Source organism: Castellaniella sp., assembly GCF_049651205.1.
In the GTDB taxonomy this organism is placed as follows: domain Bacteria; phylum Pseudomonadota; class Gammaproteobacteria; order Burkholderiales; family Burkholderiaceae_B; genus Castellaniella.
Genome location: NZ_JBASBR010000012.1, coordinates 363,597 through 380,033 on the forward strand (window position 1 = coordinate 363,597; position 16,437 = coordinate 380,033).

The 16,437-nt window shown below is 59.3% G+C and carries 17 protein-coding genes; 7 read left to right on the top strand and 10 right to left on the bottom strand.

What is annotated here, in order from left to right; translation table 11 throughout:
* Position 1: 1 nt before the first annotated feature.
* From WA928_RS09025 to WA928_RS09040, 4 genes are all read left to right on the top strand, one after another.
* Complete coding sequence (locus WA928_RS09025; RefSeq protein ID WP_424302453.1) at positions 2 to 874, top strand: cobalamin-binding protein; 873 nt, start codon at positions 2 to 4, stop codon at positions 872 to 874.
* Positions 875 to 987: 113 nt separating this feature from the next.
* A complete protein-coding gene (locus WA928_RS09030; RefSeq protein WP_424302456.1) occupies positions 988 to 1,791 on the top strand; it encodes a thiazole synthase in 804 nt (267 codons plus the stop codon).
* A 4-nt stretch (positions 1,792 to 1,795) separates the two neighbouring features.
* Positions 1,796 to 2,629 (top strand): bifunctional hydroxymethylpyrimidine kinase/phosphomethylpyrimidine kinase, encoded by an 834-nt coding sequence (gene thiD, locus WA928_RS09035; RefSeq protein ID WP_424302459.1) that lies wholly within the window; start codon positions 1,796 to 1,798, stop codon positions 2,627 to 2,629.
* A 60-nt stretch (positions 2,630 to 2,689) separates the two neighbouring features.
* Positions 2,690 to 3,370 carry a protein-L-isoaspartate O-methyltransferase family protein gene (locus WA928_RS09040; protein ID WP_424302462.1) on the top strand — a complete coding sequence of 227 codons (681 nt, stop codon included), beginning with the start codon at positions 2,690 to 2,692 and terminating at the stop codon, positions 3,368 to 3,370.
* Here WA928_RS09040 and rfaE2 read toward each other — a convergent pair.
* From rfaE2 to ubiE, 5 genes are all read right to left on the bottom strand, one after another.
* Entirely contained in the window at positions 3,360 to 3,848 is a 489-nt protein-coding gene (gene rfaE2 / locus WA928_RS09045; protein WP_424302465.1) for a D-glycero-beta-D-manno-heptose 1-phosphate adenylyltransferase, read from the bottom strand. The genes WA928_RS09040 and rfaE2 overlap by 11 nt on opposite strands.
* Entirely contained in the window at positions 3,845 to 5,410 is a 1,566-nt protein-coding gene (ubiB, locus tag WA928_RS09050) for a ubiquinone biosynthesis regulatory protein kinase UbiB (RefSeq protein WP_424302468.1), read from the bottom strand. The genes rfaE2 and ubiB overlap by 4 nt, the downstream gene beginning before the upstream one ends.
* Positions 5,407 to 6,027 carry a ubiquinone biosynthesis accessory factor UbiJ gene (locus tag WA928_RS09055; protein WP_424302471.1) on the bottom strand — a complete coding sequence of 207 codons (621 nt, stop codon included), beginning with the start codon at positions 6,025 to 6,027 and terminating at the stop codon, positions 5,407 to 5,409. The genes ubiB and WA928_RS09055 overlap by 4 nt, the downstream gene beginning before the upstream one ends.
* 110 nt (positions 6,028 to 6,137) lie before the next feature.
* Complete coding sequence (locus WA928_RS09060) at positions 6,138 to 7,091, bottom strand: Tim44 domain-containing protein (RefSeq protein WP_424302474.1); 954 nt, start codon at positions 7,089 to 7,091, stop codon at positions 6,138 to 6,140.
* Positions 7,092 to 7,232: 141 nt separating this feature from the next.
* Positions 7,233 to 7,997, bottom strand: a complete 765-nt coding sequence (ubiE, locus tag WA928_RS09065) for a bifunctional demethylmenaquinone methyltransferase/2-methoxy-6-polyprenyl-1,4-benzoquinol methylase UbiE (RefSeq protein ID WP_424302477.1) — start codon at positions 7,995 to 7,997, stop codon at positions 7,233 to 7,235.
* Between the two features lie 124 nt (positions 7,998 to 8,121).
* Here ubiE and phoB point away from each other — a divergent pair, with 124 nt between their 5' ends.
* Together phoB and phoR are read left to right on the top strand one after the other, a co-directional pair.
* Positions 8,122 to 8,817 carry a phosphate regulon transcriptional regulator PhoB gene (phoB, locus tag WA928_RS09070; RefSeq protein ID WP_417276346.1) on the top strand — a complete coding sequence of 232 codons (696 nt, stop codon included), beginning with the start codon at positions 8,122 to 8,124 and terminating at the stop codon, positions 8,815 to 8,817.
* The gene (phoR, locus tag WA928_RS09075) at positions 8,814 to 10,169 is read left to right on the top strand and encodes a phosphate regulon sensor histidine kinase PhoR (protein WP_417276345.1); all 1,356 of its coding nucleotides are present in this window, start codon (positions 8,814 to 8,816) and stop codon (positions 10,167 to 10,169) included. The genes phoB and phoR overlap by 4 nt, the downstream gene beginning before the upstream one ends.
* Here the strand turns inward: phoR and ilvA are convergent.
* Entirely contained in the window at positions 10,093 to 11,601 is a 1,509-nt protein-coding gene (gene ilvA / locus WA928_RS09080; RefSeq protein ID WP_417276344.1) for a threonine ammonia-lyase, biosynthetic, read from the bottom strand. The genes phoR and ilvA overlap by 77 nt on opposite strands.
* 171 nt (positions 11,602 to 11,772) lie before the next feature.
* On the opposite strand from ilvA, the gene WA928_RS09085 reads away from it, so the two are divergent.
* Positions 11,773 to 13,275, top strand: coding sequence for a diguanylate cyclase domain-containing protein (locus WA928_RS09085; protein WP_424302482.1), 1,503 nt, complete (start codon positions 11,773 to 11,775; stop codon positions 13,273 to 13,275).
* A gap of 9 nt (positions 13,276 to 13,284) precedes the next feature.
* On the opposite strand, the gene WA928_RS09090 is transcribed toward WA928_RS09085, so the two are convergent.
* The 4 genes from WA928_RS09090 to WA928_RS09105 are packed head-to-tail and all read right to left on the bottom strand — an operon-like array spanning position 13,285 to position 16,400.
* A complete protein-coding gene (locus WA928_RS09090) occupies positions 13,285 to 14,151 on the bottom strand; it encodes a D-amino acid aminotransferase (protein ID WP_424302485.1) in 867 nt (288 codons plus the stop codon).
* Positions 14,152 to 14,208: 57 nt separating this feature from the next.
* Positions 14,209 to 14,943, bottom strand: a complete 735-nt coding sequence (locus tag WA928_RS09095; RefSeq protein ID WP_424302488.1) for an amino acid ABC transporter ATP-binding protein — start codon at positions 14,941 to 14,943, stop codon at positions 14,209 to 14,211.
* A 17-nt stretch (positions 14,944 to 14,960) separates the two neighbouring features.
* Entirely contained in the window at positions 14,961 to 15,650 is a 690-nt protein-coding gene (locus WA928_RS09100) for an amino acid ABC transporter permease (protein ID WP_424302491.1), read from the bottom strand.
* 9 nt (positions 15,651 to 15,659) lie between these two features.
* Positions 15,660 to 16,400, bottom strand: a complete 741-nt coding sequence (locus WA928_RS09105; RefSeq protein ID WP_424302494.1) for an amino acid ABC transporter permease — start codon at positions 16,398 to 16,400, stop codon at positions 15,660 to 15,662.
* Between the last annotated feature and the right edge of the window lie 37 nt (positions 16,401 to 16,437).

Here is a 16,437-nt window from a genome sequence, read left to right on the forward strand (position 1 = left end):
CATGCCGATACGCGTGTGCCTGCGCAAGCTGCTGCCCCTGCTCCTCCTATGCCTGCCGCTGCAAGGCGTGCTGTGGGTAGCTCCGGCACACGCCACGCAGGATCACACGCCACGCATCATTACCCTGGCACCCCACGCCACCGAGCTGGTGTTTGCCGCAGGGGCAGGCGCCGACATCGTGGCCACCGTGCAGCACAGCAACTATCCGGCAGCGGCGCAGCACATCCCGCGCGTGGGCAACGGCTTCCAGTACAGTGCGGAATCCATCCTGGTGCAACATCCCACATTGGTGATTGCCTGGTACCCCACTGACGCCAGCCGCGCCCTGGCTGACACGCTGGGGCGCCTGGACATCCCGTTGATATACGCCAATCCACAAACGCTGGAAGATATCCCGGCCCTGATCCGCCATCTGGGCGCACGGCTGGGCACCCAGGCCCGCGCCCGGCAAACGGCCAGTGCACTTGAAGCGCGCATTGCACGTCTGCAGCCGCTGGCCCCGCCGGCACCCACTGTTTTTATCGAGATCAGCGCCGACCCCCTGTTTACGCTGGGCAACGACCCCTTGGTCAACAATATGCTGTCTCATTGCGGCGCAAGCAATCTCTATGGTTCACGCCGCATTGCTGCGCCCCAGGTAAGCCTGGAATCCGTACTGCACCTGAACCCGGACGCACTGATCTTGTCGCCCCCTGATCCGGCATCCGGACGGGCGCGTGCGCAATGGTGGGCCCGGCACGGCCTTGAAGCCGCCCGGGCAGGTCACGTCTACACCATCAATCCAGACTGGCTGCACCGGCCCGGGCCACGACTGATCGATGCTGCTGAAACACTCTGCCATGATCTGCAAGGCCTCAGGGCTGCTGCGCAATAAAGCCTATCACCGAGCAGCACAGAGATAGACCGGACGAGGCCCTATAAATGGATTATCCTTGTGTGTGGCCGCCCCGTGCGGCCGCACCTATTGAAAGACAGCCATCGCACACTATGACCACACCAGACACCCTCACCATTGCCAACCGCAGCTTTCAGTCTCGCCTGCTGGTGGGCACCGGCAAATACCGGGATTTTGCGCAAACCAAAGAGGCCATCGAGGCCAGCGGCACAGAAATCGTCACCGTTGCCATCCGGCGCACCAATATCGGGCAAAACCCCGGCGAGCCCAATCTGTTGGATTTTTTATCCCCGGATCGCTACACCATCCTGCCCAACACAGCCGGCTGTTATACGGCTGACGACGCCGTGCGCACATTGCGCCTGGCCCGCGAGCTTCTCGACGGCCACAATCTGTGCAAACTAGAGGTTCTGGGCAATGCCGGCAATCTGTTCCCCAATATGCCCGAAACTCTGGCAGCGGCCAAAACCCTGGTGGACGACGGCTTTGATGTAATGGTGTACTGCAGCGACGACCCCATCCAGTGCAAGATGCTTGAAGATATCGGCGTAGCTGCCGTCATGCCCCTGGCCTCGCTGATTGGCTCAGGCATGGGCATCATCAACCCCTGGAACCTGCGACTGATCATCGACCAGATGTCCGTCCCCGTGCTGGTGGATGCAGGCGTCGGCACAGCATCAGACGCCGCGATCGCCATGGAACTTGGCTGCGACGCCATTTTGATGAACACCGCTATCGCCGGTGCCCGAGACCCCATCCAGATGGCACACGCCATGCGCCTGGGTGTACAGGCCGGGCGCATGGCCTATTTGGCGGGCCGCGTCAAACGTAAATACTACGATGCCGACCCCAGCTCTCCGTCCGAGGGGCTGCTGCCTTCCACTCGCGCTGCCTGAGCCCATGATCCCCAACACCCTTTCCATCGCTGGCGTCGACCCCTCCGGAGGGGCCGGCGTATTGGCCGACGTCAAAACCATGAGTGCCCTGGGTGCCTATGGCATGGCCGTCGTGGCTGCCCTCACCGCGCAAAACACCCAGGCAGTCACCCATATCGCCGCCCTTGCCCCTGATTTCGTCGCGGCGCAGATCGACACCCTGTTTGCAGATATACGGATAGACGCCGTAAAAATCGGCATGCTGGGGCAAGCCGGGGTTACCCGTGCGGTTGCCGAGCGCCTGGCTCACTGGAAACCTCCTCATGTGGTGCTCGACCCTGTCATGGTGGCCAAAAGCGGCGACCACCTGCTGGAGCAGCAAGCCGTCTCGGCACTGCGAGAAGAGCTCATCCCCCTGGCCACCATCATCACACCCAATCTGCCCGAAGCCGGCGTTTTGCTGGGCCAAAGCCCGGCAGATAGTCTCAAGGAAATGCGCCGCATGGCCGAACGCCTGCGCCGCTTGCTGCCTGACGACGGCACGCGCTGGGTATTTTTAAAGGGTGGTCATCTGCCAGGCAATGACACCATTGATCTCCTGCACGATGGCGACCGCCTGATCGAGCTGCCTGGCAGACGCATTGACACACCCAACACGCATGGCACCGGCTGCACTTTGTCTGCCGCCCTGGCAGCCTTGCTGCCCCGCACCGGCAACGTGCCCGACGCCGCGCAACAGGCCAAGCAATACCTGCAAAAAGCCATTGCGGCATCCGGCCAACTGCAGGTGGGCTCGGGGCACGGCCCCGTACAGCATTTTCATGCCTGGTGGCCCAATAACGGGTCAGCAGCCCACTAGCCCCCGATGGCCAAACGCTGGCCTATAATCGATGCACGTTAACCCTAAGGCTTACGCGACATGAACGTCAACGACATCCCCGATGCCGACCGCGCCCGCTTCAATATGGTCGAACAGCAGATCCGCCCCTGGAACGTCCAGGACGAACGCCTGCTGCAGGCCGTGTTCGATATCCCACGCGAGCACTTTGTCCCGCCCCAGCTGCGCGCGCTGGCGTTTGCCGACACCGAGCTGCCGCTCATCATCGATGGCGTAGACACCCGCGAGCACATGCTCTCACCCAAGGTAGAAAGCAGGCTCATCGAAGAGCTGCATCTCACCGCCTCCGACTGTGTACTGGAGATTGGAACAGGATCGGGCTATCAGGCCGCCCTGTTGTCCCGGCTGTGTCAGCAAGTCACCACCATCGAAATCGACAGTCGGCTGGCCGCCTTTTCCCAAGGCAACTTTGCGCGCAACCAGATCAACAACATCGTCCAGGAAACCGGCGACGCCCATGCGGGCTGGGGGACAGCCGAATACGATGCGATCCTGATCACCGGATCCGTGCCCACAGTGCCCGACGCGCTCAAATATCAACTGGCTGTAGGCGGCCGTCTGATGGCCATCGTGGGCCACAATCCCATCATGACCGCCTGTCGTATCACGCGCACCAGCGCAGCCAACTTCGAGACCGTCCAGATTTTTGATACCTGGACCAAGCCGTTGCGCGGCACTGCGCGCTCGCGATTCAAGTTTTAAGGCGGATTTTATCCAGCAGGCTGGTGGTCGAGCGCTGGTGCTCAAACGGAATAGCCAGCGCACGCCCTCCCCAAGACCGCACCACCGCCGTCTCGGGCAGGGTTTCCATGTCGTAGTCGCCACCTTTTACGATCACATCCGGTTGCAGCGCCTGAATCAACTGCAACGGGGTGTCTTCGTCAAACCAGGTAACCACATCAACACAGCTCAGCGCCGCCAGCAAAGCGGCCCTGTCTTCCATGCGGTTTAACGGACGATCGGGGCCCTTGCCCAGGCGCCGCACAGACGCATCGGTATTGACGGCCACCACCAGGCTGCCCCCCAGCTGTGCCGCCTGATCCAGATAAGTGACATGACCGCGGTGTAAAAGATCAAACACCCCATTGGTGAACACCAGCGGACGTGCCAATGATCCATCGGCCACTTGGCGCAGGCAGGCCTGGGGCGAGAGCACCTTGGCATCAAATCTCGCGATCATAGGGCGCCTCCATGAACAATCGCCCAGACCGCCACACCCAGGCCAATCGCCAAAATGCCACAAAGCACCCCCAGCAACCGCTGGGTACCCTGTTGCGCCCGTCGAAGCTGCTGGATTTCGGCTCGCATGGCAGGCGTGAGATCAGGCTGGCTTAAGCGGCCATACACCAGTCGGGGAAGCTGAGGCAAAATCTGCGACCACTGGCTGGCTTCTTGATCCAGACGCTGACGCAGACCGCGCAGGCCCACCCGCTGATGCATCCAGCGTTCGAGAAAAGGTTTGGCGGTTTGCCAGAGATCCAGCTTGGGATCCAGCTCGCGTCCCATGCCCTCGACATTGAGCAGTGTTTTTTGCAGCAACACCAGCTGCGGCTGGATCTCGACGTTAAACCGGCGCGACGTCTGAAACAGGCGCAGCAATACCTGCCCGAGGGAAATCTCGGCCAGAGGGCGATCAAAATAAGGCTCGCACACGGCCCTCACCGCGCCTTCGAGCTCTTCTTCACGGGTATCGGCCGGCACCCAGCCGGACTCGATGTGCAACTGTGCCACCCGACGATAGTCGCGATGAAAAAACGCCAGGAAATTCTGCGCGAGATAGTTTTTATCGAATTCGGACAAAGATCCTACGATGCCGAAATCCAGGGCAATGTAGCGCCCCAGGGTATCGGGATGATCGGACACCAGAATATTGCCGGGATGCATGTCGGCATGAAAAAAGCCGTCCGAGAACACCTGCATGAAGAAAATCTCCACGCCCTGGCGGGCCAGCAAAGGGATATCCACACCCAGCTGACGCAGCTGCTCGACCCGGCTGATGGGCACACCGCGCATCCGCTGCATGGTAAACACCTGGCTGGTGCAATACTCCCAGACAACCTCAGGCACCATCAAAAGCTCGGCACGGCCTGTCTCAGGCCCAAAATTGCGGCGTAACTGGCTGCAATTGGCGGCTTCCCGGATCAGGTCAAGCTCGTCGTGCAGATAGTTATCAAACTCGGCCACCACCTCGCGGGGCTTGAGACGCCGCCCATCCGGCATCAGACGCTCGACCAGCCCGGCCAGTACCCGCAACAAGGTGAGATCGCGTTCGATGGCGTGGCGCATACCCGGACGCAAGACCTTGACCGCAACCTCCCGGCCATCATGCAGGACAGCAAAATGCACTTGGGCGATCGAGGCAGAGGCCACCGGATCGCGCTCGAAGTGGGCAAACAGGGCTTGTGGCGCAGCACCCAAAGCTTCCTGGATAATCTGCGCCGCCTGCTCGGAAGGAAACGGCGGCACGCGGTCTTGCAAAAGCGCCAGCTCGTCGGCAAGGTCGGCCGGGATGAGATCGCGACGCGTGGACAAGACCTGGCCAAATTTGACGTAAATGGGGCCCAGGGTTTCGAGAGCCAGGCGCAGGCGCTCGCCACGCGGGCGGCGGGGCCGCCAGCCCAGGCAAACAATGCGCAGCAAGAAGTGGGCCAGAGGATGCTGCAAGCTGGAGAGCACGAGCTCGTCGAGGCGGTAACGCAAGGCCACCACCAGGATAGATATCAGGCGCAGCAGCGTAATCATGAATGCCTCTTCAGGCGCTGCACCCGCTGATCGAGTGCATCAAGCCGTTTACCCAGGCTTTTTACCCCGGCAGATATCTGGCCAAGGGCCTCATGCCGGACGGCCAGACCGGACTCATCTGCGAGATATTCGGACACGTTGTCGCGGGCACGCCCGGCAGCCACCTTGGCACCAGATACCAACTGACGGCTGCCTTGTACCAGACGCACCGCCATCACATCCCCCACTACGCCGGCCAGGTCACTCTCCACATCCCAGCGGAGATCTCGGGCGAGATCGGACACCAGGTGTGCCAGGCCGGCATCTCCCTGGATATGCGCCAGTGCCGTCACCCCAGCCAGCCCTTGGGATGCCCAGGCACCAGGCAGCTCTTTGAGGCGCTGGGCTGGAACCGAGAGGGTCACGTTGGGCACGATGGCAGGATCGCAGCGCTGCACCAGGCCTTGCGCCGTAATGCTGAGTTGCAATGACCAGATACCGGCAGAAAGACGCACTGACTTGCCGGCATGCGCCGACAGGCGCTCTTGGGCCCAGGGCTCGCGTTGCACCAGCGTATTAAAGCCACGCAGCAGTACAGCCGTGGGCGGGGGTAGGAAAGAAGGTAGGGGCAGCTTCATGCACAGGCAACCGAAAAACACGCGCTACGCGGGTGCGCAGGAACCTCAGTTTACCGGTTTTGCCTGGGGCTTATCGGCAGGGCACGCAGCGCTGCCCTGCCAAACCACCTTTAGTTACCCTGAGGATTCAGCTGTTGGATACCTGCCAGCAGCCAACCCTCACCGTCGGCCTTGTAGAGGTTCCAGACTTCTTCCATGCGGAAGGCCTCGGCACCCTCAGCTTCGCGCAGCATGCCCGAATAACGCACGCTAGCCAGGTGGCCGCCGGCCACGGTTTCGATACCCAGGAGCTCCGCGTTAAGCAACACGATTTCGGTGTGATTGCTTTCGTCGGGCTGCGGCAGGCGCGGCGTGATCTCTGCCAGGAGATCGTCGGTGAGCAAGGCCTTTAGCGCCTCGCGATCTCCGGCATCCCAAAGCGCCTGTACCCGGGTAAATTGCTGCTTGGCCTGTACCAAAAAGGCGGGGATGTCGAAATCGGCTGGAACAAACCAGGAGGGGTCAGGTGCATCGACAGACGGGACAGCCTGAATGACCGGCGCCGCGGACGCCGAAGCGGCTGGCGTTGACCCCCATGCGGGGCCCTGCGAGCTCTGGGAGGCGGACTGGCGATAGCTGTTACCGCCCTGTGCCGCCCCAGCAGAAGCCAGAGGACTTTGAGCACCCCGCAGACGGCGCACCAGAAACATCACGGCAAAGATCACCAGACCAATCAGCAAGGCACTGGAGAGGAACTCAAGCAAAGCCCCCGATAGCCCAAGGCTGGACAGCAGCGCTGCAATGCCCAGACCGGCAGCAATACCGGCCAGAGGCCCCAACCAGCGGGACATGCCCGACTTGGCTGCAGTGGCGCCAGCAGCCGACGTGGTGGCGGCGCGCTGAGTAGTGGCGGCTGCAGGCGGTGTGACGGCCTGACGCTGTTTGATGACATTGGTGGACTGACGGCCAAAGCTGAGACCTCCGCCCATCCGGCGCGCCTGGGCGTCGGACGTAACAGCAAGCATCATCAGTGCGACGGACAGCATCAGGGCGGCCATCAGCCAGCGAGGTAATTGGAAGGTCATGAGATCTCCGGAGAAGAATCGGTTTCGGTTGTTGTCAGCCACAAGCTGACAACAACCTGAACGTCGTAAATTACCATAGTTTTGCAAGGAAAGGGCCACGCAAGGTGGCCCGGCAGGTGGAGAAGACAGCAAGGTGGCCGCTTAGCTGAGACGCACACCCTCGTGCAAGGCCACCACGCCGGCTGTCATGTTGAAATACTGCACGCGATCGAAGCTCACGGTGCGCATCATGCTTGCCAGGGTTTCCTGATCGGGGTGCATGCGAATGGATTCTGCCAGATAGCGATAGCTGGCTTCGTCGGAAGCCACCACCTGCCCTATTTTGGGCAGTACATTAAAGGAGTACCAGTCGTAGACGGGTGCCAGCGCGGGCGCGACACGAGAGAACTCGAGCACCAGCAGCTTACCGCCCGGTTTGAGCACCCGATGCATTTCGGCAAGGGCCTGCTCTTTGTGAGTCATGTTGCGCAAGCCAAAGGCAACCGAGACCCGATCAAAATATTGATCGGGAAACGGCAGGCATTCGGCATCGCAAACCGCCACCGGCGTGACGACACCGCGATCCAGCAGACGATCCCGGCCCACACGAAGCATGGAGCCGTTGATGTCGGTAAGCCAGACCTCGCCTTGCGGCCCCGCGCGGCGCGCAAACGCACGGGCGAGGTCTCCGGTGCCCCCGGCGATATCCAGCACCCGCATGCCCGGACGCACCTGGGCACGGCCAACGGTGAAGGATTTCCAGATACGATGCAGCCCGCCGGACATCAGATCGTTCATGATGTCGTAGCGGCTGGCTACAGAATGGAAAACCTCGGCGACGCGATGTGCTTTATCGGCTTCAGGTACCGTCTGGAAACCAAAATGGGTTTGCTGCCCTTGGCCGAAATCTTGGGGTATATCACTCATGATTTGCGTATCGTACCGCATTCAGAAGGCTGTCCGTCATCCTGCATTGACAGCTGATCGTCACGAAAATGAAATAATGGCACCGTATGATGTTGTTCTGAACCATAACGTCTACCGATTTTTGATGCCCACGACAATCCTGATTATTGAAGACGAACCCGCCATCCAGGAGCTCCTGTCCGTCAATCTGCAACATGCAGGCTATCAGGTGCACGCAGCATTTAGCTGCCACGAGGCACAACAGCAGATCAAGCAACAGCTGCCCGACCTGATCCTGCTCGACTGGATGCTTCCGGATCAACCGGGCATTCAGCTGGCGCACGCTTTGCGCCGGGACACCCGAACCCGCGACGTGCCCCTGATCATGCTCACAGCACGAGACACTGAACAGGACAAGGTGGATGGTTTGGAAGCCGGCGCAGATGACTACCTGACCAAACCCTTTTCGCCACGCGAACTTCTGGCCCGGATCAAGTCGCTGCTGCGGCGCCGTGCCCCGCAGCTGGCACCGGATCCCGTGCAGGCTGGCCCCCTGACGCTCGACCCCAGCTCCCGTTCTGTGCACCTGGACGAGCAAGCAGTGTCCATGGGGCCCAGCGAGTTTCGCCTCCTGCACTTTTTCGCAACCCATGGTCAACGCGTGTACACTCGCACCCAGCTGCTCGATCAGATCTGGGGAGACCACGTCTTCCTGGAAGAGCGCACCGTCGACGTCCATGTCCGTCGGCTGCGCAAGGCCCTGTCGACAGTGGGTCAGGAGCACCTGATCCAGACCATCCGCGGGACAGGCTACCGCTTCAGCACGACACACTCCTCATGACCAAAACGCTTGTTACCGTCACGCTCTGGGCCCTGGGTGGCTGGCTGCTGGGTGCATGGCTGGGAGCAGCAACAGGTTGGGCAGTGTTTGCACTGGGCCTGCTGATGATGGTGCTGGTCAGCGGGGTACAGCTCTCGCGGATTTCCCGCTGGGTGCTCCGCATCGACGATCCCCCCCCGGCTTCCATTGGGCCCTGGGACGAAGTGCTGGCACCGGTGTATCGCAAGCTGAAGCAAAACCGCATGGATCTGCAAGAGCGCAGCCGCAATTTCCAGCGTGCACTGCTGGCGGCCGAAGCACTGCCCGATGGCGCCCTGATGCTGGCCCCCGACAAAACCCTGCTATGGTGCAATCAGACCGCAGCCGAACATCTGGGCCTGAACCTGCAACAAGACCGTGGCCACAGCATCTTCAACATCATCCGCACACCTGAATTTGGCGCATACGCAGGCCAGGACAGCTGGGACAAACCACTGATCCTGCACTGGGGGGGCAGCCGCCAGCCGCGCACCCTGATGTTGCATCTGGCACCTTATGGCGCGGGCCAGTTTTTGATGGTCACGCGCGATATCACCCAGATCGAAAGGCTGGAAAACACACGCAAGGATTTTGTGGCCAATGTATCGCACGAAATGCGCACCCCCCTGACAGTGCTGTCGGGATTCATCGAAACTTTGCAAGACCTGCCCGAAGAAGCCATCAGCGCAGAACAGCGTCGTCATTATCTGCAACTGATGGCACAGCAAGCCAGCAATATGCAGGCACTGGTGTCCGACCTGCTGACACTATCCTCGCTTGAAACCAAACCCAACCAGGTCGGTGAAGCCGTGGATGTTCCAGCCCTGATCCAGGCGGCTCTGACACAGGGCCGGGCACTTTCTGCAGGCCAGCATCGGTTTAAAACCCAACTCTGTAAAACCCTGCACATCATGGGGCACGAAGCCGAACTTTCTTCAGCCATCAGCAATCTGATCAGCAATGCAGTGCGGTACACCCCCCCAGAGGGCGCGATTACAGTGGTGTGGCAGCGTGATGACGACGGACGTGCCAGCTTTCAGGTGCAAGACACAGGGATCGGCGTGGAGGCCACCCATATCCCGCGTCTGACCGAGCGATTTTTCCGGGTAGACCGCGGACGTTCGCGCGCGACCGGAGGCACGGGCCTGGGTCTGGCCATCACCAAGCATGTGGCACTACGCCACCAGGCCACGCTGAATATTGACAGCACACCGGGCAAGGGCAGCGTTTTTACGATCCGATTCCCAGCCGAGCGTGTTATAGAAACAGGCGATACGCCGGATTATCGGTCTCGTTCCAGTATGGATACCCCAGCGTCGACAGAAACTCTTTAAACGCTTTTTTGTCTTCGGGGGGCACCTGGATACCCACCAGGATGCGGCCGTAGTCATCACCCTGGCTACGGTAATGGAACAGGCTGATGTTCCAGTTGGGATTCATGGCGCCCAAAAACTTCATCAAGGCACCGGGACGCTCGGGAAACTCGAAACGGTACAGCACCTCATGTTTGGCCAATCCGGAATGCCCCCCCACCATGTAGCGCAGGTGGGTTTTGGCCATCTCGTTGCCAGTGAGATCCAGGGTGGGAAAATCCTGCTTGCGAAAATGTGCCGCCAGTTTATCGATCTCGGGTTCAGAGCGGATCTGCAGGCCCACGTACACGTGAGCCTCCTGGGAATCAGAAATACGGTAATTGAATTCGGTGACTGCCCGCTGGCCAACGGCTTCGCACAAGCGCAAAAAGCTACCACGCTTCTCGGGTAGCGTAATGGCAAACAAGGCTTCGCGGGCTTCACCCACATCGGCGCGCTCGGCCACAAAGCGCAGGCGGTCGAAGTTCATGTTGGCACCACAGGTAATGGCTACCAATGTTTTACCTTTCCATTTTTGCTGCGCGGCATAGCGCTTGAGGCCCGCCAAAGCCAGCGCACCAGCGGGCTCAAGCACGCTGCGGGTATCCTGAAAGACATCCTTGATGCCGGCGCAGATGGCGTCGGTATCCACCGCCACAAAATCATCCACATACTCGCGCGCCAGCCGGAAGGTTTCCTGCCCCACCTGTTTCACGGCCGTGCCATCCGAAAACAGCCCAACATCCGCAAGCTTGACGCGGCGACCAGCGCGCACGCTGCGCATCATGGCATCCGAGTCTTGGGTTTGCACACCGATGATCTGAATATCCGGACGCAGCTGCTTGATATAAGCGGCCACGCCGGAGATCAGGCCACCTCCGCCAATGGCTACAAAGACGGCATCAATAGGGCCTGGATGCTGGCGCAGGATTTCCATGCCGATTGTGCCCTGACCGGCAATCACATCGGGGTCGTCAAAGGGATGAACGAAAGTCAGGCCTTCGCGGGCCTGGAGTTCTACCGCGTGCTCGGCCGCCTCGGTAAAGCTGTCACCAAACAACACGACTTCGCCACCCAATGCCCGGACAGCATCTATCTTTACCATCGGGGTGGTGACCGGCATCACGATGACCGCGCGGCATTTGAGGCGGTTGGCCGACAGCGCAACCCCCTGAGCATGGTTGCCTGCCGATGCGGCAATCACCCCACGCTTGAGCTCCTCGGGGGTGAGATGCGCCATTTTGTTGTAGGCGCCACGCAGCTTGAAACTGAACACCGGCTGAGTGTCTTCACGCTTGAGCAACACAGTGTTGCCAATGCGCTTGCTAATTCGGGGGGCCGTGTCCAGAGGAGTTTCGTGAGCGACGTCATACACTTTTGACGTCAGGATGCGCTTCAGATAATCAACGGACATGGTACGCCACGTAAGGTGAGAGGAGCTAAAAAGAATATCACAGTGAGCACGACTGCCCGGGGCCCCAGCACAGAGGACTTGTCGCCGTTTCACCACAGGCGGGGATTAATCTTCGACGCCTCTTAAGCAAACGGTTACAGTTGCCTTGTTGTCCGCTTATTTCCTTTTGTCATGGCTCACGAAAAGCGCCACGCTTTCTCTGTGCCTACCTGTCTTCTGATCGCCCTGCTCAGCCTGGCATCCATCGCAACGCTTTGGCTGGCCGTCTCGCACGTAGTGGATACAGAGCGGGAACAGGCCATCGAATCCACCATGCAGGCCGATGCCAATCTGGCAATTGCCTTTGAACAAGACCTGATCCGCACCCTGAAAGCTGCCGAACAGGTGGCGGCGTTTGCTCGCAAGAGTTATCTCCTGCACGGCAAGGCCCCTGACATCCGCGGCTGGATCAAGGATCACACCATCCGCGAACATATGTTCACCATCCTCAGCGTGGTCGATGCACAGGGTCGCATCATCGCCAGCACCCAAGACACGCCACCTGAGGTGAACTACTCGGATCGAGACTTCTTTACCACCCAGCAACACACCAAAGAAGACATACTCTTTATCAGCCGGGCAGTTTTCGGGCGAGTGTCACACCAGTGGCGTATCCCGATGTCTTTGCGTACCACCCTGCCTGACGGCAGCTTCGGGGGGGTGACGGTGATCGCCATCGATCCCGCCCAACTCACCCACTTCTATCGGCACACTGCCCAACCAAGACATGCGCAGCAGACCCTGATCCAGGTACTGGGCACCGACGGCTACACACGCGGCAGCCAGATCGGCAACACATTGGATTTCGATGACGACGCACGATCCCTACCCTGGTTTGTACGCGCCAAAACCCATCCCATCGGCCAGTTCATCACTGATCTTCCCGATCGCATCTCACGCATCATCAGCTACCGCACACTTAGCCAGTACTCCATGATGGTGGTGTTTGGCACCCCGCTGGATGAGGCTATGACGCAGGCATCCATACGGCACAACCGATACTGGATTGCCACCGGGCTGGCAACCCTGGCAGTAGTGGCCATGGCGATTTTGCTGACACTTGTTTTGGCACGGCAAAGAGCGGGCACCCTCTCCCTCCAGGCCAGTGAAGCCCGCCTGGCGCACGCAGCGCGCCATGATGCGCTCACCGGCCTGCCCAATCGCGTGCTGTTCCAAGAGCGTTGTCAGCGAGCACTGGCTACAGCCCAGCGGCACCGACGTCTGGTAGCAATCTTGTATCTAGATCTGGACGGCTTTAAATCGGTAAACGACGAATATGGCCACGCGTCAGGCGACACACTGCTGAAACAAGCGGCTCAACGTCTGCTGCAACAGGTTCGGGCAACGTCTCAGGATACGGTGGCCCGCTTTGGGGGTGACGAGTTTGCCATCTTGCTAGACGACTTGCACGCACGAGCAGATACCGAGCGCGTCATCCGCGATATCCTGGCGGCACTGTCAGAGCCCTTTACGATCAAAGGTACCAAGGTGCAGCTATCTGCCAGTATTGGCGCCGTAGAATACCCCCAACACGGCAACACGCTGGACATGCTAATGGGCCACGCCGACGCCGCCATGTATGCCGCAAAAAAGGCAGGCAAAAACCAGTTTATGTGGTGGTCGCCCACCACATAGCAAAGGGGCCTACAGGGCCTCGATGGCTGCGTCGTAAGCTGCCCTCAGGCGCTGATATACCGGCCCAGGGATACCGTTTCCGACAGCCTTGCCATCCAGCTGGGTGATGGGCAAAACCTCTTTGGTAGCCGACGACAGCATGATCTCGTCGGCGTGAGCAACTTCTTCTTGAGTAATGGGACGGGACTGGAATGGGATTCCAGCCTGCGCAGCCAGTTGCTCGAGGAAGCCATAGCGGATGCCCTCCAGAATGAGATGGTCGCGTACCGGGGCACTGAGCGTGCCATCCTTGACCACCCAGATATTGCAGGAAGAGCCTTCGGACAAATGCGAACCTCGAAACTGCAGGACTTCGTCGACCCCGGCATCTGTTGCATATTGCTTGGCCAGCACATTACCCAGCAGGGATACGGATTTGATTTCGCAATGCAGCCAGCGCTCGTCAGGCATGCTGACAGCCGTCATGCCCTGCTGACGTACCTGCTGGCTGGGGCGTTTAAGCGGCGACACCATGCAAAACACGGTGGCCTGTGCCGATGGGGGAAACCCATGCTCGCGTTTGGCAACGCCACGCGTCACCTGCAAATACACCGTGCAATCACCGGTGGCGCCAGACCGCGAAAGCATCTGCAAGACGAGATCTTGCCAATCCTGGGTACTGCGGCCGGCATTGATGCGGATAGCCTTGAGGCTGCGTTGCAAACGGGCCAGGTGGTTGTCCATCAGAAATGGCTTGCCGCCATAGCACGGGACGACTTCGTAGATGCCATCCCCAAAAATGAAGCCACGGTCTAGTACCGAAATTTTGGCATCGCCCAGACGGACGTAATCGCCATTAAGATAGACAATGCTGTCATTGTCAACGCCGGGAATCATGACGGATACCTTTCAAGCTGAAAAAAGGCTGGCCACCATGGCCAGCCGGAAAACAGATCAGTGGTGCAAAATCTTGGACAAGAACTGCTTGGCCCGATCCGAGCGGGCATCGGGATCGCCAAAGAACTCTTCTTTGGTGCAGTCTTCGATGATGGCACCCTGATCCATAAAGATCACGCGATCGGCCACGCTGCGGGCAAAACCCATCTCGTGGGTGACCACCATCATGGTCATGCCTTCTTTAGCCAAGTCCACCATCACATCCAGTACCTCGTTGACCATTTCGGGGTCGAGTGCCGAGGTGGGCTCGTCAAACAGCATCGCCTTGGGATCCATGGCCAGTGCCCGGGCAATGGCCACCCGTTGCTGTTGGCCACCAGAGAGCTGCCCAGGATATTTGTCGATATGGTCGATGAGGCCTACCCGATCGAGCAAGGCACGTCCACGCACTTTGGCGTCGGCTTCGGAGCGACCCAATACTTTCATTTGCGCCAACATAAGGTTGCGCATCACCGACAGATGAGGAAAGAGTTCGAAGTGCTGAAACACCATCCCGATGCTTGAACGCAACTTGGGCAGGTTGGTGCCGGCAGCACCCACAGACACTCCATCGATGAAGATCTCACCCTTTTGAAAGGGCTCGAGTGCATTGGCGGTTTTGATCAGGGTGGATTTACCCGAACCAGAAGGCCCGCAGATAACCACGACCTCGCCATGAGACACGGTGGTGGTGCAATCGGTGAGCACCTGAAAGGATCCATACCACTTGCTGACGTTTTTGAATTCGATCATGAAGAAGACTCCTGCCCTTAACGCACAATGGCGATACGGCGCTCGAGCCGCTTCACCGACCGAGACGCAATATAGGAAATAATGAAGTACACGACAGCAGCAAAGACGAACATCTCGACCATGCGACCATCGCGCTGGGCGATGTTATTGGCGGCTCCGAGGAAATCGGTAAGCGACAGCACGTACACCAGGGACGTGTCCTGAAACAGCACAATCATTTGTGTGAGCAACACCGGCGTCATGTTACGAAACGCCTGCGGCAGCACCACCTGCCCCATCACCTGCCAGTAATTAAGGCCCAGGGCATAGCCCGCACCCACCTGACCAAAGGGGATGGATTGAATGCCGGCACGCATGATCTCGCAAAAATACGCGGCCTCAAACAAAATAAAGGTGATCAGCGCCGAAGTAAACCCGCCCACGGCAATGGGCCGTCCTGCTTGCGTGACCCAGCCAATAACGTAGGGAACCAGAAAATAAAACCAGAAAATGATCAGGATCAGCGGCAGTGCCCGCATCAGGTTGACATAAAAGCCAGCAACACCCGAGACAAGGCGGTTGGACGACAGGCGCATCATGGCCATCAGCGTGCCCAGGATGATGGCTCCTACTGTGGCCAACACCGTCAGCTTGACGGTAAAGACAAGGCCCGTACCCAATACATACGGCAGCGTGCGCCAGATGACATCAAAATCAAAACCAAACATGGTGCCTCCTTAGCGCTTGGACCCGATGAAACCGGGTACGCTGAGCGATTTTTCGAGAACACGCATCAGCACCACAACAATCAGATTGATGATCAGGTACAAGATAGTGGCTGCGGTGAAGCTTTCGAAAATCTGGAAAGAAAACTCTTGCATCGAACGTGCCGCCCCGGTGATTTCGAGCAGGCCAATGGTAAATGCAAGTGACGAGTTCTTGATCAGGTTAAGTGCCTCGGAGGTGAGTGGCGGCATGATGATGCGCGCTGTCATGGGCAGCAAAACGTAGCGATAGACCTGCTTGCGGTTTAAGCCCAGTGCCGTGGCGGCCATATCCTGGCCGCGAGGCAACGCGGTGATGCCCGCGCGCACCTGCTCGGCAATCCGTGACGAGGTAAACAGCCCCAGGCACACCGTGGCTGTCCAGAATGTGCTCCAGGTGGGGTCGGCCTGCTTGATGGCATCGCCCAATGCTTTGGGCACGACTTCAGGGAAGACGAAATACCATAAAAACATCTGTACCAGCAGCGGCACATTGCGAAAGAGTTCGACATAGCCGGCACACAGGCGCTCGAGCCATGCAATGCGGGTGGTGCGCAGCACGCCGATTGTGACACCTGCCAGCAAGGCAATGATCCAGGCAATCACCGACACACCAAGTGTCCAGTAGGCCCCGCGAATCAGAGTATGCAAGTAGGTACCAGTGCCATCCGGAGCATCTGCCCAGAAAATCAGCCAGTTCCAGTGATAGTTCATGTGGGTATCCTCTGGGCATCGTCAGCCGGCCAGCGGC

What these genes read in the sequence shown, in the direction of transcription:
- WA928_RS09105 (WP_424302494.1), bottom strand. Translation starts at nt 16,400, where the DNA reads ATGAACTATCACTGGAACTGGCTGATTTTCTGGGCAGATGCTCCGGAT.
- WA928_RS09040 (WP_424302462.1), top strand. Translation starts at nt 2,690, where the DNA reads ATGAACGTCAACGACATCCCCGATGCCGACCGCGCCCGCTTCAATATG.
- ubiE (WP_424302477.1), bottom strand. Translation starts at nt 7,997, where the DNA reads ATGAGTGATATACCCCAAGATTTCGGCCAAGGGCAGCAAACCCATTTT.
- ilvA (WP_417276344.1), bottom strand. Translation starts at nt 11,601, where the DNA reads ATGTCCGTTGATTATCTGAAGCGCATCCTGACGTCAAAAGTGTATGAC.
- rfaE2 (WP_424302465.1), bottom strand. Translation starts at nt 3,848, where the DNA reads ATGATCGCGAGATTTGATGCCAAGGTGCTCTCGCCCCAGGCCTGCCTG.
- phoR (WP_417276345.1), top strand. Translation starts at nt 8,814, where the DNA reads ATGACCAAAACGCTTGTTACCGTCACGCTCTGGGCCCTGGGTGGCTGG.
- WA928_RS09090 (WP_424302485.1), bottom strand. Translation starts at nt 14,151, where the DNA reads ATGATTCCCGGCGTTGACAATGACAGCATTGTCTATCTTAATGGCGAT.
- WA928_RS09025 (WP_424302453.1), top strand. Translation starts at nt 2, where the DNA reads ATGCCGATACGCGTGTGCCTGCGCAAGCTGCTGCCCCTGCTCCTCCTA.
- WA928_RS09055 (WP_424302471.1), bottom strand. Translation starts at nt 6,027, where the DNA reads ATGAAGCTGCCCCTACCTTCTTTCCTACCCCCGCCCACGGCTGTACTG.
- WA928_RS09060 (WP_424302474.1), bottom strand. Translation starts at nt 7,091, where the DNA reads ATGACCTTCCAATTACCTCGCTGGCTGATGGCCGCCCTGATGCTGTCC.
- WA928_RS09095 (WP_424302488.1), bottom strand. Translation starts at nt 14,943, where the DNA reads ATGATCGAATTCAAAAACGTCAGCAAGTGGTATGGATCCTTTCAGGTG.
- ubiB (WP_424302468.1), bottom strand. Translation starts at nt 5,410, where the DNA reads ATGATTACGCTGCTGCGCCTGATATCTATCCTGGTGGTGGCCTTGCGT.
- WA928_RS09085 (WP_424302482.1), top strand. Translation starts at nt 11,773, where the DNA reads ATGGCTCACGAAAAGCGCCACGCTTTCTCTGTGCCTACCTGTCTTCTG.
- thiD (WP_424302459.1), top strand. Translation starts at nt 1,796, where the DNA reads ATGATCCCCAACACCCTTTCCATCGCTGGCGTCGACCCCTCCGGAGGG.
- phoB (WP_417276346.1), top strand. Translation starts at nt 8,122, where the DNA reads ATGCCCACGACAATCCTGATTATTGAAGACGAACCCGCCATCCAGGAG.
- WA928_RS09030 (WP_424302456.1), top strand. Translation starts at nt 988, where the DNA reads ATGACCACACCAGACACCCTCACCATTGCCAACCGCAGCTTTCAGTCT.
- WA928_RS09100 (WP_424302491.1), bottom strand. Translation starts at nt 15,650, where the DNA reads ATGTTTGGTTTTGATTTTGATGTCATCTGGCGCACGCTGCCGTATGTA.